Source organism: Nonomuraea mangrovi, from assembly GCF_042681425.1.
Classification (GTDB): domain Bacteria; phylum Actinomycetota; class Actinomycetes; order Streptosporangiales; family Streptosporangiaceae; genus Nonomuraea; species Nonomuraea mangrovi.
In genome coordinates this window covers 465,775-489,716 of sequence record NZ_JBHUFV010000061.1, presented here as the reverse complement: position 1 = coordinate 489,716, position 23,942 = coordinate 465,775, and the positions used below count along the sequence as shown (strand labels likewise).

The following is a 23,942-nucleotide window of genomic DNA, read 5'->3' as shown; positions in this document are numbered from 1 at the left end:
CTAATCTCGACGAATGAAGTATCTGATCCTGATCTACAGCAATCCGAGGACCAGGGAGCTGTGGGGCCGGTTTTCCGACGAGGAGCGGGCCGAGGGATGGAAGGCGTACGCCGCGCTCAACGAGGAGCTCGCCGCCTCCGGAGAGCTGATCGTGACGGAGGCGCTCGCCGACGCCTCCCAGGGCAGGCGCGTCCACGTGCACGAGGGGAGGACGACGACCAGCGACGGGCCCTTCGCCGAGGTCAAGGAGCACCTGGCCGGGTTCTACCTGGTCGAGTGCGACAGCTTCGAGCGCGCGGTCGAGCGGGCGTCGCAGGTGCCGGAGGCGGCCTTCGGCCTGGTCGAGGTACGGCCGGTGATGGAGCTGCGGTGAGCTTCGAGACTCTGCTGCGCGAGCTGGCGCCGCAGGTGCTGGGCGCGCTCGTGCGCCGCTACGGCGACTTCGACTCCTGCGAGGACGCCGTGCAGGAGGCGCTGCTCGCGGCGCACGTCCAGTGGCCCGAGGAGGGTGAGCCGCGCGATCCGAAGGGCTGGCTGATCACGGTCGCCTCCCGGCGCAGGATCGAGCTGTGGCGCAACGAGACGGCCCGCCGCCGCAGGGAGGAGAGCGCCGCCGCGCTGGAGGTGCGGGCCGAGCCCGCGCTCGACGACACGCTCACCCTGCTGCAGATGTGCTGCCATCCGGCGCTGACGAGCGACTCGCAGGTGGCGCTGACCCTCAGGGCGGTGGGCGGGCTGACGACCGCCGAGATCGCCAGGGCGTTCCTGGTCCCCGAGCCGACCGTGGCGCAGCGGATCAGCAGGGCCAAGCAGCGGATCAGGGCGAGCGGGTCGTCGTTCTCGCCGCCCTCCGGGCGCGTCACCGCGGTGCTGGAGGTGCTGTACCTGATCTTCAACGAGGGTTACACCGCCGGCGCGGGCCCCCTGCTGAACAGGGTCGAGCTGAGCGGAGAGGCGATCAGGCTGGCCAGGCAGCTGCACGCGCGGTTGCCCGCCGACGGTGAGGTGGCGGGGTTGCTGGCGCTGATGCTGCTCACCGACGCGCGCAGGCCCGCAAGGACACGGGCCGACGGGACGCTGGTGCCGCTCGCCGAGCAGGACCGCGGGCTGTGGGACGCGGCGCTGATCGAGGAGGGGACGGCGCTGCTGACCAGGACGCTGTCGGGGGCGCCCGTCGGGCCGTACCAGGTGCAGGCGGCGATCGCGGCGGTGCACGACGAGGCGGCGAGCGCAGGCGACACCGACTGGCGGCAGATCCTCGGGCTGTACGACCTGCTGCGGGCCCTCGCACCAGGGCCGATGGTCACGCTCAGCCGGATCGTGGCCCTGGCGATGGTGTCGGGTCCTTCGGAGGGGCTGGCGGAGCTGGCGACGGCCGAGGGCGACCCCGCGCTGGCGGGGCACCACCGGGTGCACGCGGTCCGCGCGCACCTGCTGGAACTGGCAGGGGACAGGGAGACGGCGCGCGTCCATTACGAGCTGGCGGCGAGGACGACGCTGAGCGTCCCCGAACGGCGCTACCTCGAATCCCGCGCGGCCCGGTAGATCCGGCGTGCCCGACCCGGCTGCTCCGGGTCAGAGGTCGCGGGACCAGACCTGCTCGACGACGTCCACCCCGTTCTCGACCGACTTCTCCTCCGTGTCCAGCGTGAACCCCGCCGCCTGGTAGATCCTTCGAGCGCTCACCAGGGAGTCCCTGGTCCACAGCATGATCCGCTTGTATCCCGACTCCCGCGCGTGCCGCAGGCACTCCTCCACCAGCCGCCGGCCCAGGCCGAGCCCCCGCGCCGAAGGCTCCACCAGCAGCATCCGCAGCTGCGCCGTGGTCTCGTCCTTGTGCATGCAGAACACCGATCCGACGGGAGCCCCGTCGATCTCCGCGATCCACCCCGCGTCCTTCTCCGGGTCGTACTCGCCGACGATCCGCGCCACGAGCTTCTCGAACTCGAGGCCCCAGCCGTAGTCCTTGCCGTAGAGCGTGCCGTGCCGCCACACGACCCACCCGAGGTCGCCCGTGCGCGGAGGTCTGATGACGTACGGCACGCGCGCGGGCGACGAGGCCTTGTCGAGCACCGTCCTGATCGACGACATCCCCTCGGTCAGCCGCGACTGCTCCTGCTCGCTCAGCCCGTCGAGCAGCGCGCCGATCTGCTCGCTCTGTCGCAGATCGAGCCGGGCGAAGGTGGCGGCCCCCGCCTCGGTGAGGCGGACGACCTGCTTGCGCGCGTCGGTCGAGCAGCGCTCCTTGGCGAGGAGGCCGTCGCTCTCGAACCTGGTCAGGATCCTGCTGAGGTATCCGGCGTCGAGGTCGAGCATCCGCCGCAGCTCGCCCGCCTCCAGCACGAGCCCTTCGGCGTTGGCCAGCTCGAACAGCACCCTCACCTCCGTCAGCGAGTAGGGCGAATCGAGCATGCCGATCTGCAGGACGCCGATCACCTTGGTGTAGAAGCGATTGAAGGCCCTGATCTCGGAGATCCTTGCCTCGGTCAACGAGTTCATTGACATAGTCAAGCATGAAAGGATGTCTGCTGTGAAGCACCTCTTCATCGGTGGATACGGCCCCGACATTCTCACGGCGAGCCAGGAACTGGAGGTGGTCGCGCGGACCGGCGCCGTCAAGGCCTCCTTCCTCGCGGCCCACCCCACGCTGCCCGTGCTGTACGCCGTGGGGGAGGACGACAGCGGCACCCTGGCCGCCTACGCGGTGACCGGCGGCGAGCTGTCCCTCCTGGGCGAGCGGTCGAGCGAGGGGAGCCAGCCGTGTCACCTGGCCGTGCATCCCGGCGGAGAGCTGCTGGCCGTGGCCAACTACGGCGACGGCGTCGTCAGCCTGCACGGGCTCGACGAGGCCGGCGCGTTCGCCGGCGACCCCATCGTGCTCGCGCACCAGGGCTCGGGCCCGGTATGGGAACGGCAGGAGCGGCCCCACGCCCACCAGGCCGTCTTCCACGAGGACGTGCTCCACGTCTGCGACCTGGGCACCGACGAGATCCGCCGGTACACGCTCGACGGCCGGGCCCTGGAGTTCGTCAAGCTGCCCGCCGGGATGGGCCCCCGCCACCTGGTCTTCTCGGGCGGCCGTTGCCACGTGGCGGGCGAACTCGACGCCACGGTCCGCACCTACGACCGCGACTGGAACGAGCTGGCGGCCGCGGCCGCCAGCGAGGAGCCGGGCACGAACTACCCCTCGCACATCGACGTGGCGGGCGACTACGTCTACGTCGGCAACCGCGGTCCCGACACGATCTCCGTGCTCCGCGCGTCGGACCTGGCGATGGTGGCGGAGGTGCCCAGCGGCGCCGCATGGCCCAGGCACTTCGCCATCGACGGCACCACCATGTACGTGGCCAACCAGACCGGCGACGCGGTCACGCTGCTGGCCCTGCGCGGGGGAGTGCCCCAGCCGACGGACGTCAGGATCGACGCCGTCGCGCCCGCGTGCGTGCTGCCGCGCTAGCTCTTGCCGAGATAGCCGGACAGCAGCCGCTTGAGCTCCTTCTCCGTCTCCTCCTTCGTCACGCCCAGGCCGGTGAGCGCCTCCACCGCGGAGCCCTCCTCGAGTGAGAGGACCCCGAGCAGGATGTGCTCGGTGCCCACGTAGTTGTGGCCGAGCCGCAGCGCCTCGCGCAGGGTGAGCTCGAGCGCCTTGGTGGCCTGGGCGGAGAAGGCGATCACGTCGCCGCCTCCCGGCCCCGCGGGGACGATCACCGCCTCCCGCACGGCCGACGGCTCCGCGCCGAGCGTGACCATGATCTTGGCGGCGAGCCCCTCGGGCTCGTGCAGGAGGCCGAGGACGAGGTGTCCTACCTCGATCTGGTCGTTCCCGCCGTCGCGGGCCTCCGACTGGGCCTCGACGACCACGTGGCGGGCGCGCTCGGTGAAGCGGGCGTAGTTGCGCAGGTCCTCGGCGAGGGTCGGGCCGTCCTTCGAGACGAACCGCTTCTGTGCGGCCTGCTTGGACACGCCCATGCTGCGGCCGATCTCCGTCCACGAGGCGCCCGAGTGGCGGGCCTGGTCGACGAAGTGGCCGATGAGGTGGTCGGCCACGTCGCCGAGGTGTTCTCCGAGGGTGACCGCGTCGGAGAGCTGGGCGAGGGTGTCGCCCCCGCGGGTCTTGATCGCTGAGATCAGGTCGTCGAGCCTGACGGTGTTCTCCATGCGTCAACCATAAGTTGACGACCCATCGACGTCAACCGCGAGTTGACGTTCGTCTCACGGCGTCGCGCCACCGCTCGTACGCGGCGTCGTCCCGCTGGCCGGGCTCGAAGCGCCGCTCCAGCCGCCACGTCTTGCGCAGCTCGTCCGTCGACTCCCACACGCCCGAGCCGAGGCCCGCAAGGAAGGCCGCGCCCAGGGCTGTCGTCTCCTGGACCACAGGACGCTCGACAGGGACGCCGAGCTGGTCGGCCTGGAACTGCATGAGGAGATCGTTGGAACTGGCGCCGCCGTCGGCCTTCAACGCGGCGACCTCGGGCATCGTCTCCACCACGTCGCGCACCTCGAAGGCGATCGCCTCCAGCGTCGCGCGCACCAGATGGGCTCGGGTCGTGCCGCGGGTGATGCCGGTGATCGTGCCGCGCGCGTCGGGGTCCCAGTGCGGAGCGCCGAGACCGGTCAGCGCGGGGACGAACACCACGCCGCCGCTGTCGGGGACCGTGCGGGCCACCGCCTCCGACTCGGGCGCGGTGCTGATCAGGCCGAGGCCGTCGCGCAGCCACTGCACGGCCGCCCCCGTCACGAAGATCGCGCCCTCGACGGCGTAGGTGCGCTCGCCGGAGGGCGTCTGCCAGGCGACCGTCGACAGCAGGCCCGCGGCCGGGCGGACGATCTCCGCGCCCGTGTTGACCAGGAGGAACGAGCCGGTGCCGTAGGTGCACTTCACCTCGCCCGCCCCGAAGCACGTCTGCCCGAACAGCGCCGCCTGCTGGTCGCCCGCCATCCCGGTGATGGGCAGGTCGAGCCCGAGGAAGGCCGCGGGGTCCGTCCTGCCGATCTCGCCGTGGTTGGGCACGATCTCCGGCAGGGCGTGCGAGGGGACGCCGAACAGCTCGCACAGCTCCTCCTCCCACGTGCCCGAGGCCAGGCCGTACAGGAGCGTGCGGGAGGCGTTGGACGGGTCGGTCACGTGCCGCGCGCCCGCCGTCAGCCTGGCGACGACGTAGGAGTCGACGGTGCCGACCACGGTGTTGCCCGACGTGACCCCCTCCCACACGCGCGGGTCGTGAGAGGCCAGCCATGTCAGTTTGGTCGCGGTGAAGTAGGGGTCGAGGCGCAACCCGGTCAGGTCGGACACCCGGGGTTCATGACCCGCCTCGCGCAGCCGCGCGCAGATCTCGGCCGTCCGCCTGTCCTGCCAGACGATCGCGCGGCGCGGCGCGGCCAGCGTCCGCCGGTCCCACAGGACCGCCGTCTCCCGCTGGTTGGTGAGGCCGACACAGGTGGGCGCCGCCGAGGCCCCCTCCAGCGCCGTACGGCAGGCCGCGAGCGTCGCCTGCCAGATCTCCTCCGGCGCGTGCTCGACCCATCCCGGATGGGGGAAATGCTGGGCGAACTCCTCGTACCCCCGCGAGTCGATCCGCCCCTCGTCGGTGACGACCAGCGCGGTCACACCGGTCGTGCCTGCGTCTATCGCCAAAACGCTCACGACGCCTACCTTTTGGTCTAGACCATTGTCGGTGCCAGGGGGCACAATGCGTTGCGTCGGCGATACGCCGATCGCACCGCCCCATTAGTTTGGCCGTGAACCCCATCGGGAGGAACCCGCCATGCGTATTGGAGTGCTCACCGGAGGTGGAGACTGCCCCGGTCTGAACGCTGTGATCAGGGCTGTTGTTCGCAAGGGTGTCAGCGTTTACGGACACGAGTTCGTCGGATTCAGAGACGGCTGGCGTGGCCCCCTCGAGGGTGACACCATGCCGCTCGACATTCAGGCCGTGCGAGGAATCCTGCCGCGTGGCGGCACGATACTCGGCTCGTCCCGGACCAACCCGATCAAGATCGAGGGTGGAGTCGACCGGATCAAGGAGAATCTCGCGGCCGGCGGGATCGACGCGTTGATCGCCATCGGTGGAGAGGACACCCTCGGTGTCGCCCGCCAGTTGTACGACCGTGACGTCCACGTGGTCGGCGTGCCCAAGACCATCGACAACGATCTGTCGGGCACCGACTACACCTTCGGCTTCGACACCGCCGTCAACATCGCCACGGAGGCCATCGACCGGCTCCACACCACCGCCGAGTCCCACCACAGGGCGCTCATCTGCGAGGTCATGGGCCGCCACGCGGGCTGGATCGCGCTGCACGCGGGCATGGCGGGCGGCGCCAACGTCATCCTCATCCCCGAGAAGCCGTTCGACATCGACCGCGTCTGCGAGTACGTCGAGTCGCGCTTCCGCACCCGCTACTCGCCGATCATCGTGGTCGCCGAGGGCGCCCACCCGGTCGAGGGGCAGATGGAGCTGCAGGCGGGCGAGCTCGACTCCTTCGGCCACGTACGGCTCGGCGGCATCGGCGAGGTGCTGGCCAAGGAGATCGAGAAGCGCACCGGCAAGGAGGCCCGCACGACCGTGCTCGGCCACATCCAGCGCGGCGGCACGCCGACCGCGTTCGACAGGGTGCTGGCCACCAGGTTCGGGCTGCAGGCGATCGACGCGGTCCACGCCGGCGACTTCGGCAAGATGGTGGCGCTGCGCGGCACCGACATCGTGCGCGTCGGGCTCGACGAGGCCACCTCGGAGCTGAAGACCGTGCCGGCCGAGCGCTACGAGGAGGCCGAGGTCTTCTTCGGTTAAGCCGATTGCAAGTGGCGGGCCGTACCTTGAGGGCAGAGCGGGAGACCGCTCCATTCCCCTCCAGGTACGGCTTGCGCCCTGACTGTCGCGGCCCGATGTAAGGGGCGCAGGCCGTACCCTTGGAGCCCGGTTCGGCGACCGCGCCTCAGGCGTGTGCTGGAGCGTGCCTGCCGGAGAGATCTCAGCCCTGCTGATAGGGGTAGGGCCGGGACTGGGGCCGGCCCTGCGGGGCGCGGGCCCTCCTGGGGTCGGGCCGACCTCCCTGTGGCCTCCCGTACTCGGGGCCACCGTACTCAGGACTCCCGTACTCGGGGCCGCCGTAGGCGGGGCCACCGCGTTGGGGCCTTCCCTGGCCGGGACGGGGCTGGGCCGGCATCGGAGTGCGCGCCTGCGCGGGCGGACCCGCAGGGACGTTCGCGGGCGCGCGCAGGGTCTGCGCGCGTTCGGCCGCCAGACGGCGCATCTCGAGGCGGGCCATCAGCTCGGCGTCCTCCTGGAGCTCTCTCTGCGAGGGAGACAGGATGACCATCAGCAGCATGGTCAGCGTGATGAGGCTGACCACCGTCATCAACGGCACGAGGAACGACAGCGCGTCCGCGCCGCCCACGTGCCCCTGCTCGCCGTGTACCTGGACGCTCATCGCGAACATGCCGGTGTAGTGCATGCCGCACACGGCCACGCCCATGATCAGGGCGGCGCCGGTGATCGCCACCGCGCGCCTGACCCGCAGCGTGAACCACAGCGCGACCGTCGCGGCGACGACCGCGATCACGACGGAGGCCGCCACGATCGTCGGATCGTAGGAGACGTGGGCCGACATGTTCATCGCGTACATGCCCATGTAGTGCATCGCGGCGACGCCCAGTCCGGTGAGCAGCCCGCCGCCGAGCAGCGCGAGCACCTTGGCGCGGCCATAGGCCACCAGGAAGAGCCCGGCACCGACGAAGACGACGGCCACCAGCGCGGACGCGACGGTGAGGGGCACGTCGTACCTGATCTCGGTGCCCTCGACGTCGAAGCCCATCATCGCGATGAAGTGCATGACCCAGATGCCGGTGCCGCCGATGGAGATGGCGGCGCCGACGAGCCACCGGGCACGCGAGGCCCCGGTCGAGGCATGGGCCTGGGCGGTGAGCCGCAGTCCGAGCATCGACCCCATGCACGACATCACGTACGCGAGGATCGGCGTGAGCGGACCCTGGGTGAAATGATTCATGTTGTGACAATCCTTGCCATAGGGATCTCCGGGATTGTGGCAGCGGACCTGTCCTATTTGCATGGATAGTTCAACTATCTGTCAGACGATCCTGTCGGAAACGTGAGAATGTCTCATGGACTTCGCCTTCTGGCGGGCGATCGCGGTGTTCAGAATCGCGTCGCTCGTCTACGCGACGGTGCTGATGGTCCAGCACGAAGGCTTCGCCCATCCGGTCGCGGGGTGGACGGTCATCGCGGTCATGGCGCTGTGGACCGCGGCCGCCACCTTCTGCTACTCCGTCGACGCCGTGCGCGGGTGGCCGCTGCTGGTCATCGACATGCTCGTGGCGGTGGCGTGCCTGCTGGCCACGCCGTACGTGCAGGGAGAGTTCCAGGGTGAGCTGGGCAGCATGCCGGTGCCCGCGATCTGGGTCGCCGGACCCGTCCTGGCATGGGCCGTGTACGGCGGGCGCCGCCTCGGCGGGGTGGCGGCGGCGATCGTGGCGGGCGCCGACCTCTGGGTACGCGTGAACGGTCCCGGCACCCCCATCCTGATCAACGGCGCGGTCCTGCTCTTCATGGCGGGCATCGTCGTCGGGCACGTGGCACGCCTGGCCATCCGCGCGGAGGAACGCATGCAGCGGGCCGTCGAGATGGAGGCCGCACAGCGCGAACGCGAACGCCTGGCCCGCGGGATCCACGACTCGGTGCTCCAGGTGCTCGCCCTGGTCAAACGGCGGGGGCAGGAGATGGGCGGCGAGGCGGCCGAACTCGGCAGGCTCGCCGGAGAGCAGGAGGCGGCGCTGCGCGAACTCGTCACGGTGCGGGCCGCCCCCACGGGGTCGGCCGACCTGCGGGCGCTGCTCATGAGACTCGGATCCACCCAGGTGACGGTGTCGACCCCGGCCACGCCGCTCGTCATGCCCACCGCGACGGCCGAGGAGACGGCCGCCGCCGTACGGGCGGCCCTCGACAACGTCCGCGCGCACTGCGGTGAGCAGGCGAGGGCCTGGGTGTTCGCCGAGCAGGGCGACGGCGAGGTGACCGTCAGCGTCAGGGACGAGGGGCCGGGCATCGCCGAAGGGCGGCTGGAACGGGCGCACGCCGACGGGCGGCTCGGGGTGGCCCAGTCCATCAAGGGACGCGTCGCCGATCTCGGCGGCCGGGTGTCGATCCTCTCCGCGCCCGGCGAGGGCACCGAGGTGGAGATCACCGTGCCCGCACCCCTCCACTAGCGGATTCGCCCGAAGTCCCTAGAGTTGCGGCATGGTGCGGGTGATGGTGGTCGACGACCATCCCATGTGGCGAGACGCGGTGGCCAGGGATCTGACCGAGGCCGGCTACGAGGTCGTCGCGACCGTGGGCGAGGGACGGCAGGCGCTGCGGGTGGCTCAGGCGGTCAGGCCTGACGTCGTCGTGCTCGACCTGCACCTGCCCGACATGTCCGGCGCGCAGGTCGCCGGCGGGCTGCCCGGCGTGAAGATCCTGGTGCTGTCGGCCAGCGCCGAACAGGAGGACGTGCTGGAGGCGGTCAAGGCGGGCGCCGCCGGCTACCTGGTGAAGTCGGCCGGCAGGGAGGAGTTCCTCGACGCGGTCGCGCGGACCGCCGCGGGCGACGCCGTCTTCACCCCGGGGCTCGCCGGGCTGGTGCTGGGGGAGTACCGCAGACTGGCGACCCGGCCGCAGGCCCAGCCCGAAGGGCCCCGGTTGACCGACCGGGAGACGGAGGTGCTGCGGCTGGTGGCGAAGGGGCTGTCCTACAGGCAGATCGCCGACCGGCTCGGACTCAGCCACCGGACCGTGCAGAACCACGTCCAGAACACGCTCAACAAGCTCCAACTGCACAACCGCGTGGAACTGGTCCGCTACGCGATCGAACAGGGCCTCGACGAAGACCCCTGACACCCCCAAGGCCGCACTCTCCATGGCCCTCGCCGTTCCCGGACCATCCCCTCGACCTCCCCGCGCCTTCCGGGCCCCGCGACGTCCGGGCCCCGCGACGTCCGGGCCCCGTGCCTTCCGGGCCCCGTGCCTTCCGGGCCCGGCGCCCTGACCCTCGGAGGCGCGCCTTTCCGACGCGGATGTCGTGTTCCCGCTTCCTGCGGGCGTGTCCCGAATCCCGCGCTCTGCGTCCTGCATCCCGTCGCCCGCGTCCGGCGTCCCATCCCGGCGTCCCATGCCCGGCGTCCCATGCCCGGCGTCCTATGCCGGTGCCTCATGCCTCATGCCCGGTATCGGGCGCCGGTGGGAGGTGAAACCCGCCGGACCGGCAAGAGACCGGGCGGGGCTCGCCGCTCCCAGGCGGACTAAACTCAATGGGTCGCGGCGTTGGAGATGGCGCTGTGTTTCCACATTCCTCCCGGAGGTTCCCGCCATGACGATGTCCGCCCTGGGCGAGCCGTGCGTTCTGCTCAAGCTGGGGGAGATCGTCCTGAAAGGCAAGAACCGCGAGCTGTTCGAGCGCAGGCTCGTCGGCAACATCCGCGCCGCCCTGAAGGACTTCGACCTCAAGACCGAGGTGCGCCAGCGCCACGGCGTCATCGCGATCTTCCTGCCTGAGGGCACCTCCGTCGAGGTGGCCGACCAGGTCGCCGAGCGGGTGACCGACGTGCCCGGCCTGGTGTGGATCCACCGCGCGTGGCGCGTGGCCAAGGACCCCGACACCGTCGTCAAGGCCGCGCTGGAGCTGATCAAGGACCGCGACGAGGTCAAGCGGGGTGCCACGTTCGCCGTACGCTCCCGCCGCCGCGACAAGCGCTTCCCGCTGCGCTCCAACGAGCTCGACCGCCTGGTCGGCGGCACCATCAACGACACCTACGGGCTGCCGGTCGACCTGAAGCGCCCCGAGCTGACGGTCTTCATCGAGGTCGACCGCGACGAGGTCTTCGTCTTCACCGACGGGCTGCCGGGCCAGGGCGGTCTGCCCGTCGGCAGCAGCGGCAGGGCCCTGGTGCTGATGTCGGGCGGCATCGACTCGCCCGTGGCGGCCTACCGCATGATGCGACGCGGGCTCCACGTCGACTTCCTGCACTTCTCGGGAATCCCCTTCACGACCTCCGAGTCGATCTACAAGGCCTACGCGCTCGTCCGCAAGCTCGACCGCTTCCAGGGCAAGTCGCGCCTGTGGGTCGTGCCGTTCGGGAAGGCGCAGCAGTCGATCAGGACCTCGGGCCAGGACAGGCTCGCGGTGATCGCGCAGCGGCGGCTCATGCTGAAGACGGCCGAGGAGGTCGCGCACCGCATCAGAGCGGGAGCGCTCGTCACCGGCGACGCGCTCGGCCAGGTGTCCTCGCAGACGCTCCAGAACATCACCGCCCAGGACAACGCGGTCGACCTGCCGATCCTCCGGCCCCTGATCGGCTGGGACAAGACGGAGATCATGGCCGAGGCGCGGCGCATCGGCACGCTGGAGATCTCCGAACTGCCCGACGAGGACTGCTGCACGCTGCTGGCCCCCAAGCGCGCCGAGACCCGAGCCAAGATCGAGGATCTGAAGCTGATCGAGAAGCGCCTCGACGCCGAGGAGCTGGCGGTGCAGCTGGCGGACTCGATCCAGGAGTACACCCTCTGACGGCACGGACCCTCACGACGGGGCGCTTCCGACTCGTCAGCGGCGCTCGCCGGGCTTGTCGACGATCACGGCCTTGAGCAGGCTGTCCCAGCCGACGATCTGGCCCTTCTTCACGGGGACGCCGCCTCCGTCGTGGTCCCGGGTGGCGATGGTGCGGTATCCCATGTACTCGTAGGTCTTGGGGTCGATGAAGATCTCCTCGCGCAGGTAACCCCTCTGGACGCGGTAGAGGGTGACGCACGATCGCTTGGCCAGGTCCGTGGACCGGGCCTCGTACCGCACGCCGGGGATCTTCGCCATGGCGCCGTACATGGCGGCGCGGAGCCTGGACGGCAGCACGGCATCGCGCATCCCCTGCGCGATCTGCTGGAACGCCCACGTGTTCCGTTGCCCGGCGGTCAGGGGAGGCGACGCCTCCTCGGCGATCGCCGTCGCCTCCTCAGACGTCTTCCCCTTCCTCATGGCCAGCACCTTAGCCCTCGCGAAGGTGTCGGCACGCCTCTTGGCGTCCTCGGCGTCGACCTGCTCGTAGACGCGGGCGAGCAACGCGGAGGGCTCGGTCGGCAGCGAGAACAGCCATGGGTAGGCCACCTCGAACTCCGAGCCTTCGATCACCTCCAGCTTGCCGTTCTCCTTGACGGCGAACTTCTTGTCGTCCACCCGGCGCCACATCTCATGGGTCTTCGTCCTCTTCGGGGAGCCGAACAGCCCTTCACCGCCGTCCCCTTGAGTCTGGGCGTACCGGTTCTTCACGTACGCCCATTGCGTGGGCTTGGGCGTGGCCTCGGAGTCGCCCGCGGCCACCACCGCCGCGTTGTTGGCCAGGTCCTCCGCGTTGGCGACCGGGCGCAACTCGACCGGGCTCAACTCGAGCGGGCGCGGCTCGAGACGCGGGCTGGGCAGCCGTTCCACGGGTCGGTCCCTGTCCACTCCGGGACCGGCCACCGCGACCGCCGCCACCAGCGTGAGAGTGGCCGCGCCGGCCAGGCCGAGCCCCCACGCGGGCCGGGCACGGCGGGCGGCCGAAAGCCATGAGGTGTTCCTGACCGGAGCCTGGCGGATGTGGGCGGTCAGCCGGGAACGGGCCGCGGCGATGCTCTCCGGAGGAGGATCCGCCAGCGCGTCGTGACGATCGCGCAACTGCTGCAGCTCATCCATGGTCCACTACCTCCTGTGCCGTGGGGCCCAATGTCTTGCGGAGCTTGCGTCTGGCCCGGTTGACCCGGGAGCCGACGGTGCCGATCGGGATGGCGAGGGCGCGCGCCACCTCGGCGTAACTGAGCTGGGCGCAGGCGACGAGCAGCAACGCGTCACGGTCTCCCTTGGACAGCCCCGCCAGACCCCGCGCCAACGCGGGGCTCAGCTGCTCGGCGGCCACCTGGTCCGCCACCCGGCCGGCGTGGTCGCCGACGTCGTCCCTGGTCACCGAGCGGCCGAGGGCGCGATAGAACCGGATCTCGCTCCGGCGGTGCCTGCCGATCAGGTTGGTGACGATCCCGTAGAGCCAGGCCCGGGCCTCGGGGCAGGTCAGGTCGTAGCGGTCCCGCTGGTCGAAGGCGGCGAGAAACGTCTCGGCGGCGACGTCGTCAGCGGCACTGGGCCCGAGCCTGGCCGCCGCGTACCGGCGGATCGAGGTGAAGTACCGATCGAAGATCATCGAGAACCACTCGGGCTCGTGGCGCGACTTCTCGATGATCGACGCGTCGGTCGCCCCCTCGGCATCCGTGTCGGAGGGGTAGGGGTCAGGGTCATGCATCCGGCGCCTTTCTCGAGAAGTGATCAGCGCTGATTGCCCGAACCTCAGAATCTTCTTCGCACTTTCGACGATGAAATGTGGGATCTGGCCAGATTTCATGATCGAGGCGAGACAGGTCCGAGCCGGGAGTCGGGCCGCCGTTTAACCGCTTTCGCGATGGACGGCCGACGGCTAGCCTTCCGAACAGCGAAGGACTCCGAGGAGCTGAGATGGTCGGTCAACCGAGCGCGCGTTGACGTCGTAGGTCACGTTCGACCTGTCATCGCGTGCTGCCTCTGACATGCGGCACAGCGAGCCTTTCCCTGCCTGATTCGCCGGAGCGCCTGTCGTCGCGCGCCGGGCGGCGGGCACCGTCCTCGGCAGCTCAAGGAATCCCTGTGCCATCCGTTTCTCTCGCCGTGCTCGCACGGCGTCGCATCGCGTTCCTCGACCCTCTGACGTGCGGACGAGGTCCGCGATGAACGCGGCCGACTCCGTCCGGCCGGCTCCGCCGAGCCTGTGGCGGGACAGCGACTTCCGCCGGCTCTGGGTCGGTCAGACCGCCTCGCAGCTCGGGGCGCAGGCCGCCCAGGTAACCCTGCCGCTCGTCGCCGTGGTGGCACTCGACGCCGGCGCCGACCAACTCGGCGTCCTCCGCGCGGTGGAGCAGGCGCCGATCCTGCTGTTCTCGCTCTTCGTCGGCGTGTGGGTGGACCGCCGGCGACCCCGGGAGGTGATGGTGCTGGCGGACTTCGGCAGGGCTGTGGCGTTGGCCGCGATCCCCGTCGCCTCTCTCCTCGGCCTGCTCGGCATTCCCGCGCTGCTCGTCGTCGCCTTTCTCGTCGGCGTTCTCACGGTGTTCTTCGACGTGGCCTACCAGGCCTCACTCGTGGAACTGGTGAAGCGAGACCAGCTGGCGCAGGGCAACAGCGCGCTCGAGGGCAGCAGGTCCGCCGCGCAGGTCGGCGGACCCGCGCTCGGTGGCGCGATGGTGTCGCTGCTTTCCGCTCCGGCAGCCATCATGGCGAGCGCGTTCTTCTTCACGGTGTCGTTCCTGTCGATCAGGCGAATCCGTCCACGCGAGTCGCCACCTCAGCGGGCCGAACGGCCCGCCCGGATGTGGCGGCAGCTCCACGAAGGGCTCCGCCTCGTCGCCGGCGACACCTCGTTGCGGGCGGTGGGTGCCTGCTCGGCGATCTTCCAGTTCTTCTTCGCGGCCCTGATGACCGTCTACCTGCTCTTCCTGCCACGCACACTGCACCTGTCCGGTGCGGCCGTCGGCCTGGCGCTCGCGGCGATGGGTCCGGGCGCGCTGGTGGGATCGCTGCTGTCGGCCAGGCTGCCGAGGAGATTCGGCTACGGCGTCGTGCTGGTGTCTTCAGCGGCGCTCGCCGACGGTGTGATGCTGTGTGTGCCCGCACTGCACGGCTCCTCCGCCGTCACGATCCCCTTGCTCATGGCGATCAACTTCGTGTTCGGCGTCTTCAGCCAGCTGGTCAACGTCAACGTCATGGCCGTACGGCAGGCCATCACGCCCCTTCGGATGCAGGGCCGGGTCGTCGCGACCATCAACGTCGTGGGGATGGGACTGACCCCGCTCGGTTCGCTGCTCGGCGGCTGTCTGGCCGGCCAGTGGGGGTTGCGTACCAGTTTGCTGGTGACGGCCGCCGGTCTGTCCCTGTCCCCGTTGTTCATGGCCCTGTCCCCCCTCGCGCGCCTGGGGAAGACCCTTCCGGCAGTACACCGAGCCGCCGGACGTCACGCCGGCGAGGGGGAGTCCGGGTTCCCCGAAGGGCCGGCCGGAGCAGCGAGGCGCGCCTGAGCGAAGGTTCGTGCCTTCAGGGGTTGTCGACCTTGAAGGGGTCGTGCTCGGCGAGAAGTTTGTCGAGGCGGGCCTGGTCGACGCGGTTGGTGACCGCGCTGAGCTCCTGGCGGTCGCGCACCACCTTGGCCAGCGTGAACGCCGAGGTGATCACGTACAGGACGCCGACCGTGAGGAAGGCCCTGATCCATCCGGAGACCGGAAGGTAGGCCACGCCGATCGCCACGGCGGCCACCGACAAGCCGAAGGAGAGGACCGACTGGATGTAGTAGGCGGTTGTCTGGGTGGGCTGGATCGGTTTGTTCATGGCTCGATGATGAAGTTCCGTGAACGCCGACACATGCGGAGAACTACTTAGTTACTCGTGAGTACGGCAGGCGGTTCGTGGCGCGCCCGCCGTACCAGCCCGGAGCCCATCGACCCTCGGATCGGGTCAGACCGCGAGTGCGTCGCCGACGACGCCCCTGCCCATCAGCCCGGGGAACGTCCGCATGATCGTGGCGAGCTCGCGCAGGTCGCCGTCGACCAGGGCCTGCGGGCCGTCGCACAGGGCCTGCTCGGGGTGCGGGTGCACGTCCACGATGACGCCGTCGGCGCCCACCGCGATGGCGGCGCGGGTCAGCGGCAGCACCAGGTCACGGCGGCCGCCCGAGTGGGACGGGTCGATGATGACCGGCAGGTGCGACAGCCGCTGGGCGACGGGGACGGCCGACACGTCGAGGGTGTTGCGGGTGGCGGTCTCGAAGGTGCGGATGCCGCGCTCGCACAGCACGATGTCGAGGTTGCCGCGCTGGGCGATGTACTCGGCGGCCATGAGCCACTCCTCGATGGTGGCGTTCATGCCGCGCTTGAGCATAACGGGCCTGCCCGCCGCGCCGACGGCCTGCAGCAGCGCGAAGTTCTGCGCGTTGCGGGTGCCGACCTGCAGCATGTCGGCGTAGGAGGCGACGAGATCGACGTCGTGAGCGTCCACGACCTCGGTCACGATCGGCAGGCCGGTCTCCTCGCGCACGTCGGCGAGGATGCGCAGGCCCTTCTCGCCGAGCCCCTGGAAGGCGTAGGGAGAGGTGCGCGGCTTGTAGGCGCCGCCTCGCAGCAGGGTCGCGCCCGCGGCCTTGGCCATCTGGGCCGCCTCGAGCGTCTGCTGCGGCGTCTCGACCGCGCAGGGGCCGGCGATGAGCGTCACGCTGTCGGGCCCGATGGGCACCCCGCCCACGTGCACGGTGGACCGGTCGGGATGGTTCTCCCTGCTCACCAGCTTGTACGGCGTCGACACCCGCATGACGTCGCGCACCCCGCTCATGCCGCGCAGATTGACGGCACTGAGCTGCGTGACGTCGCCCACGAGCCCGATGATCGTCCGCTGCACGCCCCTGCTGACGAACGCCTCCACCCCTGCCGCCTGCACGAGGCCGACCACTGCCTCGACGTCGCCCTGCGTCGCCTCGGAACCCATCACGATGACCATGAATCTCTCCTTGAAAACGACGAAGGCCCCGGGTCCTGACGGACCCGGGGCCTTCGTTTCGCCTGTGAGCTAGCGCATCACCAGATGGCGAACGGTCCGATCGGGTCCGTCGCCATACCAAAACAGGAAGGTGATGTGCATAGTGCGCCAATAGTAGCGCACGGCGGAGACCTGGCAAGCAGGCACCGAGTCGGACCCGCTCCCGGAAGGATGGGAGGATGGCCTTGAACACAGTCGGCGAGGGAGTGATCGTGGAAGAGTCGCGCCTGCCCCCAGGCCAGTACATTCCACGCGGCCGACCCGTCATCCACTACGGCAGGGTTCCGCGTTTCAAGCGGGAGACCTGGGACTTCCGCGTCTTCGGCGCGACGGCGTCGGGCGAGGAGCACCGGTTCACCTGGGAGGACTTCGAGCGGCTGCCGCGGGCTTCGGTCCTGGCCGACTTCCACTGTGTGACGAAGTTCTCCCTCATGGGCAACGAGTGGGCGGGCGTGACGCCGCAGACCATCATGGCGGCCGCGCCGCCGGTCGGTGGCGTCCACCACGTGATGATCTGGGCGGAGTACGGCTACAGCGCCAATCTCCGGATGTCCGACCTGACGGCCCCCGGCACGCTGTTCGCCATGGAGCTGGACGAGAAGCCGCTGGCGCCCGAGCGGGGCTTTCCGCTGCGCATCGTCGTCCCGCACCTGTACGCGTGGAAGAGCGTGAAGTGGGTGCGAGCGGTGGAGTACCTGACGGAGGACAGGCGCGGCTTCTGGGAGGAGCGCGGCTACCACAACGTGGCCGACCCCTGGAAGGAGCAGCGCTACTCCTACCAGGAGGAGCCGGGCGAGGGCCCGCCTCCCTAGATCTCGCACCGTTCCCACCCGGACACGGTGCGTTGTTGGCTACCGTTGCGCGCATGTCGACCACCGCTTGCGTGGTTCTGGCCGCCTTCGCGTTCGTCGCGGGGTTCGCCCTGGCCAGACGGCGTCCCGCGCTACCCGAGGGTGGCTGGAAGGACGAGGCCACCTTCACGACGCTGCACATCGCGGCGATGGCGGCGCCCTCGCTGCGGACGGGGCTGACGAGGGAGTCGGCACGCAAGGCCGTACGGCATCTGCGGGCCCTGCTCGGCACCTCGGCTGTCGCGATCACCTCGACCGACGCCGCGCTGGCCTGCGACGGAGCGTGCCCCGAGGAGGTGCTCGCGCACGCGCGCACGTCGCTGGCCTCGGGGCGGCCGCACGTGTTCGCGGGCGAGCCGAACGGCGCGGTCGTGGTGCCGCTGACCGTCGAGGGCAGAGTGGTGGGCGCGCTGGCGGCCTACGACGAGGAGCTGAGCGCGGCGCTGGTGCGCACGGTCACCGAGGTGGCCAGGTGGGTCTCCGGGCAGCTGGAGCTGGCCGAGCTCGACTCCTCCAGGCGGCGCGCGATGGAGGCGGAACTGCGCGCGTTGCGCGCCCAGATCTCCCCGCACTTCGTCTACAACGCGCTGACCACGATCGCCTCGTTCGTCAGGACCGACCCGTGCAGGGCCCGCGAACTCATCCTCGACTTCGCCGACTTCTCCCGCTACGCGCTGCGCAGGGCGCGGGACTTCACGACCCTCGCCGACGAGCTGACCTGCGTGGACCGCTACCTGCTGCTGGAGCGGGCCCGCTTCGGCGACCGGCTGCGCTTCAGCGTGCAGGTGGCGCCCGAGGTGCTGCCGGTGCCGGTGCCGTTCCTGTGCCTGCAGCCGCTGGTGGAGAACGCCATCAAGCACGGCATGGGCGGGCGTGACGGCACGGGCGAGGTCAGGGTGGTGGTCCGCGACGCGGGGCCCGAGGCGCACATCACGGTCGAGGACAACGGCATGGGCATGGAGCCCGAGCGCGCCCGCGAGGTGCTCGACGACGACCCGCGCCGCAGGGGCGGCGGCATCGGCCTGGCCAACGTCGACGTCAGGATGCGGCAGATCTACGGCGAGGGTTACGGCCTGGTCGTGGAGACCGCCGTGGGCGCCGGCACCAAGGTGAGGATGCGTGTGCCCAAGGCCCGCCATAGCTCTTTGTAGTCAATTCTTTACCCTACGCTGGCGTGTCGCTTGTGACCTGTGTGTTCTTGAGGCACCGTGGAAAGCATGCTACGTGTTCTGGCCGTCGACGACGAGGTGCCCGCCTTGGAGGAGCTGGCCTACCTGCTCCGTCAGGACGCCAGGGTCGAGCACGTCGTGACCGCCTCCGACGGTGTCACGGCGCTGCAGGACATGGTGCAGATGATCGGCGGGGGAGAGCGGCTCGACGGCGTCTTCCTCGACATCCGCATGCCGGGGCTCGACGGGCTCGACCTGGCCAGGCTGGTCGGCGGGTTCCCGAGCCCGCCCAGGCTGGTGTTCGTCACCGCCCACGACGACTGCGCGGTGCAGGCCTTCGAGCTGGAGGCGGTCGACTACCTCCTCAAGCCGGTGCGCGCCGAGCGGCTCGCCGAGGCGGTGCGCAGGCTGGAGGCGGCCGCCGCCCCGCCGTCCGAACACGGGCCGGACGACGTCATCCCCGTCGAGCTCGGCGGCGTCACCAGGTTCGTGCCGCAGCAGGCGGTGTGGTTCGCCGAGGCGAAGGGCGACTACGTGCGCCTGCACACGCCCGACGGCGGATACCTGGTGCGCATGTCGCTGGCCGCGCTGGAGCGCAGGTGGGCGGACGCGGGCTTCATCAGGGTGCACCGCAGCACGCTGGTGTCCGCACGCCATGTCAGCGAGCTGCGCTTCGAGGGCGGCAGGGTGCTGCTGACGGTCGGCAGGGAGACGCTGCCGGTCAGCCGCCGCCATACCAGGCAGGTCAGGGAGCAGCTGGTGCGACAGTTCAAGACGCTCACATGAACGCCAGGCGGGTGGTCGTGCCCAGGAGGCCGGCCGCCGTGCAGCGGGCCCCTGTCCCGCTCGGGCTCGACGGGCCCGACAGCGACGCGGAGGTCAGGGCGCTCATGGGTAGGCAGGCCAGGCACGCGCTGGTCACGGTGGCCGCGGTGGCAGCCGTGCTGGTCGCCCTGCCGCTGCTGACGGCCGAGGGCGACTGGCTGCTGGTGACGCTGGCCGTCCAGCCGCTGTGGGTGGTGCTGGCCGTCTTCCAGCTCAGACGGGCGGAACGCGCGGAACGCGAGCCGTGAGCAGCACCGTCGCCGCGTCGGCGGCCGGCATCGCGTTCGTGGTCATCATCTCGGTGATCGTCGGCGCGGTACGGCCGCGGCGCTACGCGACGGTGTCGGAGTTCTACGTGGCGGCGAGGGCCGTGGGGCCGTGGTGGAACGGCGCGGCGATCAGCGCGGAGTTCACCTCGGCCGTGGCCTGCCTGGGACTGGCCGGGTTGATCGCCACGCACGGCGCGCCCGCGCTGTGGTTCCCGGTGGGCGCCGCGGCGGGCTATGTCGTCATCCTCGCCCTGGTGGTGGCGCCGCTGCGCCGCTCGGGCACCTACACGCTGCCCGACTTCGCGCAGTGGCGGCTCGGGTCGGCGGCGCTGCGCAGGTTCGCCACCTGCTACGTGCTGGCGATCGGGCTGCTCTACCTCGTCGCGCAGCTCCACTCGGCGGGGGTGGTGCTGCACCTGCTGACCGGGCTGCCGCCGTGGACGGGCTGGCTGTCGGTGACGCTCGTGTCCGTCTTCGTCACGCTCGCGGGCGGGATGGGCAGCGTGACCAGCGTTCAGGCGGTGCAGTACTGGCTCAAGCTCGTCGTGTTCACCGGGGTCGCGCTCGTGCTGTGGTGCGCGTGGCGGTGCGCGGTCGAGGCGGGCCCGCTGGAGGTGGCGGGGTTCGCCGCGCCGTACGGAGACCTGCTGGCGGGCTCGGGCGACCCTTCGCTGCCGGGCGTGCTGACCGTGCTGCTGGCCTGCGCGCTGGGCACCATGGGACTGCCGCACATCATCGTCCGCGTCTACACCAATCGCGACGGGCCCAGCGCGCGGCGTTCGATCTTGGCCACCCAGGTGCTGCTCGGCCTGTTCTTCCTGGTGCCGCCGCTGTACGGCATTCTCGGCCGCGTCCACGTGCCCGACGCCCAGGACGAGGAGGTCGTGCTGCTGCTGCCCGGCGCGATGCTGCCGGGCCCCGCGGGCGACGTGCTGACCGGGCTGCTGGCGGCAGGGGCGTTCGCGGCCTTCCTGGCCACCTCCTGCGGGGTGCTGGCCGCTGTGGGCGGCGCGGTGTCGGCCTGCGTGACGCGGGCGGGGGTGAGCGCCTTCCGCCTCGCCACGGCCGGCGTGGCGTTGACGACGCTGGCGCTGACCTCGCTCACCACCCCCGGCAGTTCCGTGCTGGGCGTGCTGCTCGGATTCAGCCTCTCGGCGGCGACCTTCTGCCCGTTGCTGCTGCTCGGCATCTGGTGGCGGCGGCTGACCGCCGTGGGGGCGGCCGCGGGGTTCGCGGTGGGCGGCGGGCTCACCGCCGTGCTGGCCGCCGGTGAGGCGACGGGCGTGAAACTGGGGTTGGTGTCCGAGTATCCTGCGACCTTCGCCGTGCCGCTCGCCTTCGTCGCGATGGTGGTGATTTCCCTGGTCACGCCGGGTCGGGTGCCTATGGGTGTGGATCGGATGATGGCCAGGATGCACCTGCCGGAAGAGGCCGCGAGCGCCTCCGGCGACCGCTCGTCGCTTGAGGACGGCCGCTCGTCAGTGCGGCACTCTCCGTACGTCGATGACTACTGACCGTTCAGCGAGCTGTTCTTGAAGAGGGTTTCACGTTCAAGATCGCATCCGTAGTGTTTCCGCATCGGAGAGCCACTCCGTCGCATCGGGGGGACGAGCCGCGCGGCTCACACAGGCCTGATGCGCGGTTCCGCTGGTGACCAGCTGGTCACCGAAACGGTGGTCGGGCCCTTTACCGGGGGGTAGGGCCCGCCCGCCGAGGACGTGAAGGGGCGCCCGCTGTAGCTGCGTGCCGGACCGCGATCCGGCCATACGGGGGCGGCCGGGTCGCGCGAGCGGCGCCCCTTTACGCCACCTCCGAGCCGACGGCGCCGCCGGGCTCAGGCGTCGCGCAGCTTGCGCAGCAGCTCGATGTCCTCGCGGTGCTTGTCGGCCTTGCCCGGCGTCTCGATGCAGATCGACACGCCGGCCACCACCGGGTGGCGCATCAGGTCGGCGAACGGCTGGGCGCCGATGTGACCCGCCCCGATGTTCTCGTGCCGGTCCTTCTTCGACCCGCACACGTCCTTGGAGTCGTTGGCGTGGATCAGCCTCAGCCGGCCGGGCGCGACCCGGTGGAGCGTGTCGAAGGTGTCCCTGACCCCGTCGGCGGTGGTCAGGTCGTGGCCGGCCGCGAAGGCGTGGCAGGTGTCGAGGCAGACGGTGGCCTTGGGATGCCACTCGAGCGCCGCCAGGTAGGGCTCCAGGTCCTGGACGGTTGCGCACAACATCGCGCCCTGTCCCGCCATCGGCTCCAGCAGCAGGTCGGGCCCGTCGTCCGGGATCTCCTCCAGCAGCGGCAGCAGGTGCTCGTGGAGCTGGCGCAGCGCGTCGTCACGCGACTGGGTGACCGCGGAGCCCGTGTGCACGACCACGCCCTTGGACCGCGTCGCCAGCGCGCGCGCCAGCGAGTGGCGCGTGATGGCCACCGAACTGGCCAGCGTCTCGGGATTCGGTGAGCCGAAGTTCACCAGGTAGGGCGTGTGAATGAAGGACTCGACGCCCGACGCGGCGAACTTCGCGTCCTCCTCGGGTTTGCCCTCCGTCAGCGCCCAGCCACGCGGGTTCGTGACGAACACCTGGACCATCTCGGCGCCGATCTCGGCCATGTACTTCAGGCCGCCCGTCGCCAGGCCGCCGGTGACGGAGACGTGTCCGCCGATGAGAGATGTAGGGCTCATGATGTGGCCAGTCTAGGCGCTCGAGGTGACATCCCAGGTGGCGATCACTCCCAGGTGATCTCCGGCGAGCGGTAGTAGTTCACCGACTGGGCGCTCCACCGGGGGCCGTGGCCGGCCAGCCGTCCCTTGTAGTCCTCCCACGAGCGGCCGGAGGAGGGCGACCAGCCGATCTCGGCGATGCCCGGCAGGCGTGGGTAGGCCATGTACTCCAGCGCGTCGGGCGTCTCCAATGTCTCGGTCCACAGCGGGGCCTCGACCCCCAGGACGTCCTTCTCGGCCACGCCCGCGAGGAGCGTGGCGGGGTCCCACTCGTAGCTGTCGGCGACCTCGACGAGTCCGGCCCAGTCCAGGCCGTACTCGGTGTCCTGGGTGTACTTCATGTCCAGGTAGGAGCGGTCGGCGGGGGACATGACGAGCTTGGCGCCCCTGGCCACGGCGGCCACGGCGCGTTCGGCCTCGCGCGGGTTCCAGTGCTGCGCCACCGCGCCGGAGGTGATCTCGGCCCAGCCCATGAGGCGCTTGCCGTACTTGTCGACGACCCGCTGGGCGCGCGCGACGAACTTCTCGTAGTCGGCGGGATCGGTGCTGTGCGCCTCGTCGCCGCCCAGGTTGAGGTACGGCCCGGGCGTCAGCTCCGCCATCTCGCGCACGACGTCGTCGAGGAAGCGGTAGGTGACCTCCTTGCCCACACACAGCGAGCTGAAGCCCACCTCCCTGCCCCTGTACGGCTCCCGCGCCCTGCCGTCGCAGTTCAGCTCGGCGTAGGCGGCCAGGGCGGCGTTGGTGTGCCCCGGCGTGTCGATCTCGGGGACGACGGTGACGAACCGCTCGGCGGCGTAGCGCACGATCTCGCGGTAGTCGTCCTGGGTGTAGAAGCCGTCGGTGGCCAGGCGCGGCCAGCTCTTGATCTCGATACGCCAGCCCTGGTCGTCGGTGAGGTGCAGGTGCAGGTGGTTGACCTTGTAGGCGACGGCCAGGTCGATGTAGCGCTTGACCTGCTCGACGGTGAAGAAGTGGCGGGCCACGTCGAGCATGACGCCGCGATAGGCGAAGCGCGGCCTGTCCTCGATGCTGAGGCCCGCGATCGTCCACGGGCCTGGCTGCTCGCCGGCGCTCTCGACCTTGGCGGGCAGGAGCTGGCGGAGCGTCTGGACGCCGCGGAAGAGTCCCTCGGGGGTGGAGGCGGCCAGCCGTACCATGCCGGGGGTGACGTCCAGCGTGTAGCCCTCCGGGCCGAGGTCGCGCCCGCTCGCCTCCTCCAGCGTGATCTCCGCCTCCTGCCGGACCACGGGCAGCGCGTAGCCGGTGGAGCGGCGCAGCAGCCGGGCCAGCTCCTCGGCGACGGGCGCGGCCCCCGCCGCGCGCAGGCCGATCCGCGCGCCGGCCTCCAGGGAGAACGTGCCCTCGGCCATCCGCACGGAGGCGGGCAGGGGGATCAGGGGCGGACCCTTCGGCTCCGGCACATCGGATGCGCACGCGGTGGCGAGAGTGGACGCCGTCATCAGCGCGGCAAGTCGGCGGTGCGGCAACG

Annotated in this window: 23 protein-coding genes; 13 read left to right on the top strand and 10 right to left on the bottom strand. The window is 70.6% G+C overall.

Annotated features, from left to right (window positions below; all coding sequences use genetic code 11):
* The first annotated feature begins 13 nt into the window (after window positions 1-13).
* Complete coding sequence (locus tag ACFSKW_RS41235) at window positions 14-373, top strand: YciI family protein (RefSeq protein WP_379579511.1); 360 nt, start codon at window positions 14-16, stop codon at window positions 371-373.
* Window positions 370-1,545 (top strand): RNA polymerase sigma factor, encoded by a 1,176-nt coding sequence (locus ACFSKW_RS41230; RefSeq protein ID WP_379579509.1) that lies wholly within the window; start codon window positions 370-372, stop codon window positions 1,543-1,545. The genes ACFSKW_RS41235 and ACFSKW_RS41230 overlap by 4 nt, the downstream gene beginning before the upstream one ends.
* Before the next feature lie 30 nt (window positions 1,546-1,575).
* On the opposite strand, the gene ACFSKW_RS41225 is transcribed toward ACFSKW_RS41230, so the two are convergent.
* Window positions 1,576-2,499 carry a bifunctional helix-turn-helix transcriptional regulator/GNAT family N-acetyltransferase gene (locus ACFSKW_RS41225; protein WP_379579507.1) on the bottom strand — a complete coding sequence of 308 codons (924 nt, stop codon included), beginning with the start codon at window positions 2,497-2,499 and terminating at the stop codon, window positions 1,576-1,578.
* Between the two features lie 31 nt (window positions 2,500-2,530).
* On the opposite strand from ACFSKW_RS41225, the gene ACFSKW_RS41220 reads away from it, so the two are divergent.
* Complete coding sequence (locus tag ACFSKW_RS41220; protein WP_379579505.1) at window positions 2,531-3,457, top strand: lactonase family protein; 927 nt, start codon at window positions 2,531-2,533, stop codon at window positions 3,455-3,457.
* Here the strand turns inward: ACFSKW_RS41220 and ACFSKW_RS41215 are convergent.
* Both ACFSKW_RS41215 and glpK read right to left on the bottom strand, forming a co-directional pair.
* Window positions 3,454-4,158, bottom strand: a complete 705-nt coding sequence (locus ACFSKW_RS41215; RefSeq protein ID WP_379579503.1) for a Clp protease N-terminal domain-containing protein — start codon at window positions 4,156-4,158, stop codon at window positions 3,454-3,456. The genes ACFSKW_RS41220 and ACFSKW_RS41215 overlap by 4 nt on opposite strands.
* Before the next feature lie 31 nt (window positions 4,159-4,189).
* Window positions 4,190-5,644: a glycerol kinase GlpK gene (gene glpK / locus ACFSKW_RS41210; RefSeq protein ID WP_379579501.1), complete on the bottom strand. Its 1,455-nt coding sequence runs from the start codon at window positions 5,642-5,644 to the stop codon at window positions 4,190-4,192.
* Window positions 5,645-5,765: 121 nt separating this feature from the next.
* Between glpK and ACFSKW_RS41205 the strand changes: the two genes are divergently transcribed.
* Entirely contained in the window at window positions 5,766-6,791 is a 1,026-nt protein-coding gene (locus tag ACFSKW_RS41205; RefSeq protein ID WP_379579499.1) for a 6-phosphofructokinase, read from the top strand.
* A gap of 181 nt (window positions 6,792-6,972) precedes the next feature.
* Here ACFSKW_RS41205 and ACFSKW_RS41200 read toward each other — a convergent pair whose 3' ends face one another.
* Window positions 6,973-8,007 (bottom strand): MHYT domain-containing protein, encoded by a 1,035-nt coding sequence (locus tag ACFSKW_RS41200; protein WP_379579497.1) that lies wholly within the window; start codon window positions 8,005-8,007, stop codon window positions 6,973-6,975.
* A 115-nt stretch (window positions 8,008-8,122) separates the two neighbouring features.
* On the opposite strand from ACFSKW_RS41200, the gene macS reads away from it, so the two are divergent.
* From macS to thiI, 3 genes are all read left to right on the top strand, one after another.
* On the top strand, window positions 8,123-9,223 hold the full coding sequence (gene macS, locus ACFSKW_RS41195) for a MacS family sensor histidine kinase (protein ID WP_379579495.1): 1,101 nt from the start codon (window positions 8,123-8,125) through the stop codon (window positions 9,221-9,223).
* Between the two features lie 31 nt (window positions 9,224-9,254).
* Window positions 9,255-9,890, top strand: a complete 636-nt coding sequence (locus ACFSKW_RS41190; RefSeq protein WP_379579493.1) for a response regulator — start codon at window positions 9,255-9,257, stop codon at window positions 9,888-9,890.
* Between the two features lie 472 nt (window positions 9,891-10,362).
* Window positions 10,363-11,559, top strand: coding sequence for a tRNA uracil 4-sulfurtransferase ThiI (gene thiI / locus ACFSKW_RS41185; RefSeq protein WP_379579491.1), 1,197 nt, complete (start codon window positions 10,363-10,365; stop codon window positions 11,557-11,559).
* Window positions 11,560-11,595: 36 nt separating this feature from the next.
* Here the strand turns inward: thiI and ACFSKW_RS41180 are convergent, their stop codons facing one another.
* Both ACFSKW_RS41180 and ACFSKW_RS41175 read right to left on the bottom strand, forming a co-directional pair.
* Window positions 11,596-12,717 (bottom strand): hypothetical protein, encoded by a 1,122-nt coding sequence (locus ACFSKW_RS41180; RefSeq protein WP_379579489.1) that lies wholly within the window; start codon window positions 12,715-12,717, stop codon window positions 11,596-11,598.
* Window positions 12,710-13,315, bottom strand: coding sequence for an RNA polymerase sigma factor (locus ACFSKW_RS41175; protein ID WP_379579488.1), 606 nt, complete (start codon window positions 13,313-13,315; stop codon window positions 12,710-12,712). Before ACFSKW_RS41175 ends, ACFSKW_RS41180 begins: the two co-directional genes overlap by 8 nt.
* Before the next feature lie 457 nt (window positions 13,316-13,772).
* Between ACFSKW_RS41175 and ACFSKW_RS41170 the strand changes: the two genes are divergently transcribed.
* The gene (locus ACFSKW_RS41170; protein ID WP_379579487.1) at window positions 13,773-15,116 is read left to right on the top strand and encodes an MFS transporter; all 1,344 of its coding nucleotides are present in this window, start codon (window positions 13,773-13,775) and stop codon (window positions 15,114-15,116) included.
* A 16-nt stretch (window positions 15,117-15,132) separates the two neighbouring features.
* On the opposite strand, the gene ACFSKW_RS41165 is transcribed toward ACFSKW_RS41170, so the two are convergent.
* Window positions 15,133-15,423: a YiaA/YiaB family inner membrane protein gene (locus tag ACFSKW_RS41165; protein WP_379579485.1), complete on the bottom strand. Its 291-nt coding sequence runs from the start codon at window positions 15,421-15,423 to the stop codon at window positions 15,133-15,135.
* Between the two features lie 126 nt (window positions 15,424-15,549).
* Window positions 15,550-16,584, bottom strand: coding sequence for a 3-deoxy-7-phosphoheptulonate synthase (gene aroF / locus ACFSKW_RS41160; protein WP_379579483.1), 1,035 nt, complete (start codon window positions 16,582-16,584; stop codon window positions 15,550-15,552).
* Between the two features lie 218 nt (window positions 16,585-16,802).
* On the opposite strand from aroF, the gene ACFSKW_RS41155 reads away from it, so the two are divergent.
* From ACFSKW_RS41155 to ACFSKW_RS41135, 5 genes are all read left to right on the top strand, one after another.
* A complete protein-coding gene (locus ACFSKW_RS41155) occupies window positions 16,803-17,435 on the top strand; it encodes a molybdopterin-dependent oxidoreductase (RefSeq protein WP_379579481.1) in 633 nt (210 codons plus the stop codon).
* Between the two features lie 53 nt (window positions 17,436-17,488).
* A complete protein-coding gene (locus ACFSKW_RS41150; RefSeq protein ID WP_379579479.1) occupies window positions 17,489-18,625 on the top strand; it encodes a sensor histidine kinase in 1,137 nt (378 codons plus the stop codon).
* Window positions 18,626-18,691: 66 nt separating this feature from the next.
* A complete protein-coding gene (locus ACFSKW_RS41145) occupies window positions 18,692-19,429 on the top strand; it encodes a LytR/AlgR family response regulator transcription factor (protein WP_379579477.1) in 738 nt (245 codons plus the stop codon).
* Window positions 19,426-19,716 carry a hypothetical protein gene (locus tag ACFSKW_RS41140; RefSeq protein ID WP_379579476.1) on the top strand — a complete coding sequence of 97 codons (291 nt, stop codon included), beginning with the start codon at window positions 19,426-19,428 and terminating at the stop codon, window positions 19,714-19,716. Before ACFSKW_RS41145 ends, ACFSKW_RS41140 begins: the two co-directional genes overlap by 4 nt.
* Window positions 19,713-21,251, top strand: a complete 1,539-nt coding sequence (locus ACFSKW_RS41135) for a sodium:solute symporter family transporter (RefSeq protein WP_379579474.1) — start codon at window positions 19,713-19,715, stop codon at window positions 21,249-21,251. Before ACFSKW_RS41140 ends, ACFSKW_RS41135 begins: the two co-directional genes overlap by 4 nt.
* Before the next feature lie 320 nt (window positions 21,252-21,571).
* Here the strand turns inward: ACFSKW_RS41135 and ACFSKW_RS41130 are convergent, their stop codons facing one another.
* Window positions 21,572-22,411, bottom strand: coding sequence for a deoxyribonuclease IV (locus ACFSKW_RS41130; RefSeq protein WP_379579473.1), 840 nt, complete (start codon window positions 22,409-22,411; stop codon window positions 21,572-21,574).
* 44 nt (window positions 22,412-22,455) lie between these two features.
* Entirely contained in the window at window positions 22,456-23,940 is a 1,485-nt protein-coding gene (locus ACFSKW_RS41125; RefSeq protein WP_379579471.1) for a beta-N-acetylhexosaminidase, read from the bottom strand.
* Window positions 23,941-23,942: the final 2 nt, after the last annotated feature.

Bases quoted from the DNA above. Each gene is read 5' to 3' on its own strand.
- ACFSKW_RS41180 (WP_379579489.1), bottom strand. From the start codon at position 12,717: ATGGATGAGCTGCAGCAGTTGCGCGATCGTCACGACGCGCTGGCGGAT.
- aroF (WP_379579483.1), bottom strand. From the start codon at position 16,584: ATGGTCATCGTGATGGGTTCCGAGGCGACGCAGGGCGACGTCGAGGCA.
- macS (WP_379579495.1), top strand. From the start codon at position 8,123: ATGGACTTCGCCTTCTGGCGGGCGATCGCGGTGTTCAGAATCGCGTCG.
- ACFSKW_RS41235 (WP_379579511.1), top strand. From the start codon at position 14: ATGAAGTATCTGATCCTGATCTACAGCAATCCGAGGACCAGGGAGCTG.
- ACFSKW_RS41190 (WP_379579493.1), top strand. From the start codon at position 9,255: ATGGTGCGGGTGATGGTGGTCGACGACCATCCCATGTGGCGAGACGCG.
- ACFSKW_RS41155 (WP_379579481.1), top strand. From the start codon at position 16,803: ATGGCCTTGAACACAGTCGGCGAGGGAGTGATCGTGGAAGAGTCGCGC.
- ACFSKW_RS41165 (WP_379579485.1), bottom strand. From the start codon at position 15,423: ATGAACAAACCGATCCAGCCCACCCAGACAACCGCCTACTACATCCAG.
- ACFSKW_RS41225 (WP_379579507.1), bottom strand. From the start codon at position 2,499: ATGAACTCGTTGACCGAGGCAAGGATCTCCGAGATCAGGGCCTTCAAT.
- ACFSKW_RS41130 (WP_379579473.1), bottom strand. From the start codon at position 22,411: ATGAGCCCTACATCTCTCATCGGCGGACACGTCTCCGTCACCGGCGGC.
- ACFSKW_RS41145 (WP_379579477.1), top strand. From the start codon at position 18,692: ATGCTACGTGTTCTGGCCGTCGACGACGAGGTGCCCGCCTTGGAGGAG.
- ACFSKW_RS41150 (WP_379579479.1), top strand. From the start codon at position 17,489: ATGTCGACCACCGCTTGCGTGGTTCTGGCCGCCTTCGCGTTCGTCGCG.
- ACFSKW_RS41200 (WP_379579497.1), bottom strand. From the start codon at position 8,007: ATGAATCATTTCACCCAGGGTCCGCTCACGCCGATCCTCGCGTACGTG.
- ACFSKW_RS41215 (WP_379579503.1), bottom strand. From the start codon at position 4,158: ATGGAGAACACCGTCAGGCTCGACGACCTGATCTCAGCGATCAAGACC.
- ACFSKW_RS41170 (WP_379579487.1), top strand. From the start codon at position 13,773: ATGAACGCGGCCGACTCCGTCCGGCCGGCTCCGCCGAGCCTGTGGCGG.
- ACFSKW_RS41140 (WP_379579476.1), top strand. From the start codon at position 19,426: ATGAACGCCAGGCGGGTGGTCGTGCCCAGGAGGCCGGCCGCCGTGCAG.
- ACFSKW_RS41205 (WP_379579499.1), top strand. From the start codon at position 5,766: ATGCGTATTGGAGTGCTCACCGGAGGTGGAGACTGCCCCGGTCTGAAC.
- thiI (WP_379579491.1), top strand. From the start codon at position 10,363: ATGACGATGTCCGCCCTGGGCGAGCCGTGCGTTCTGCTCAAGCTGGGG.
- ACFSKW_RS41175 (WP_379579488.1), bottom strand. From the start codon at position 13,315: ATGCATGACCCTGACCCCTACCCCTCCGACACGGATGCCGAGGGGGCG.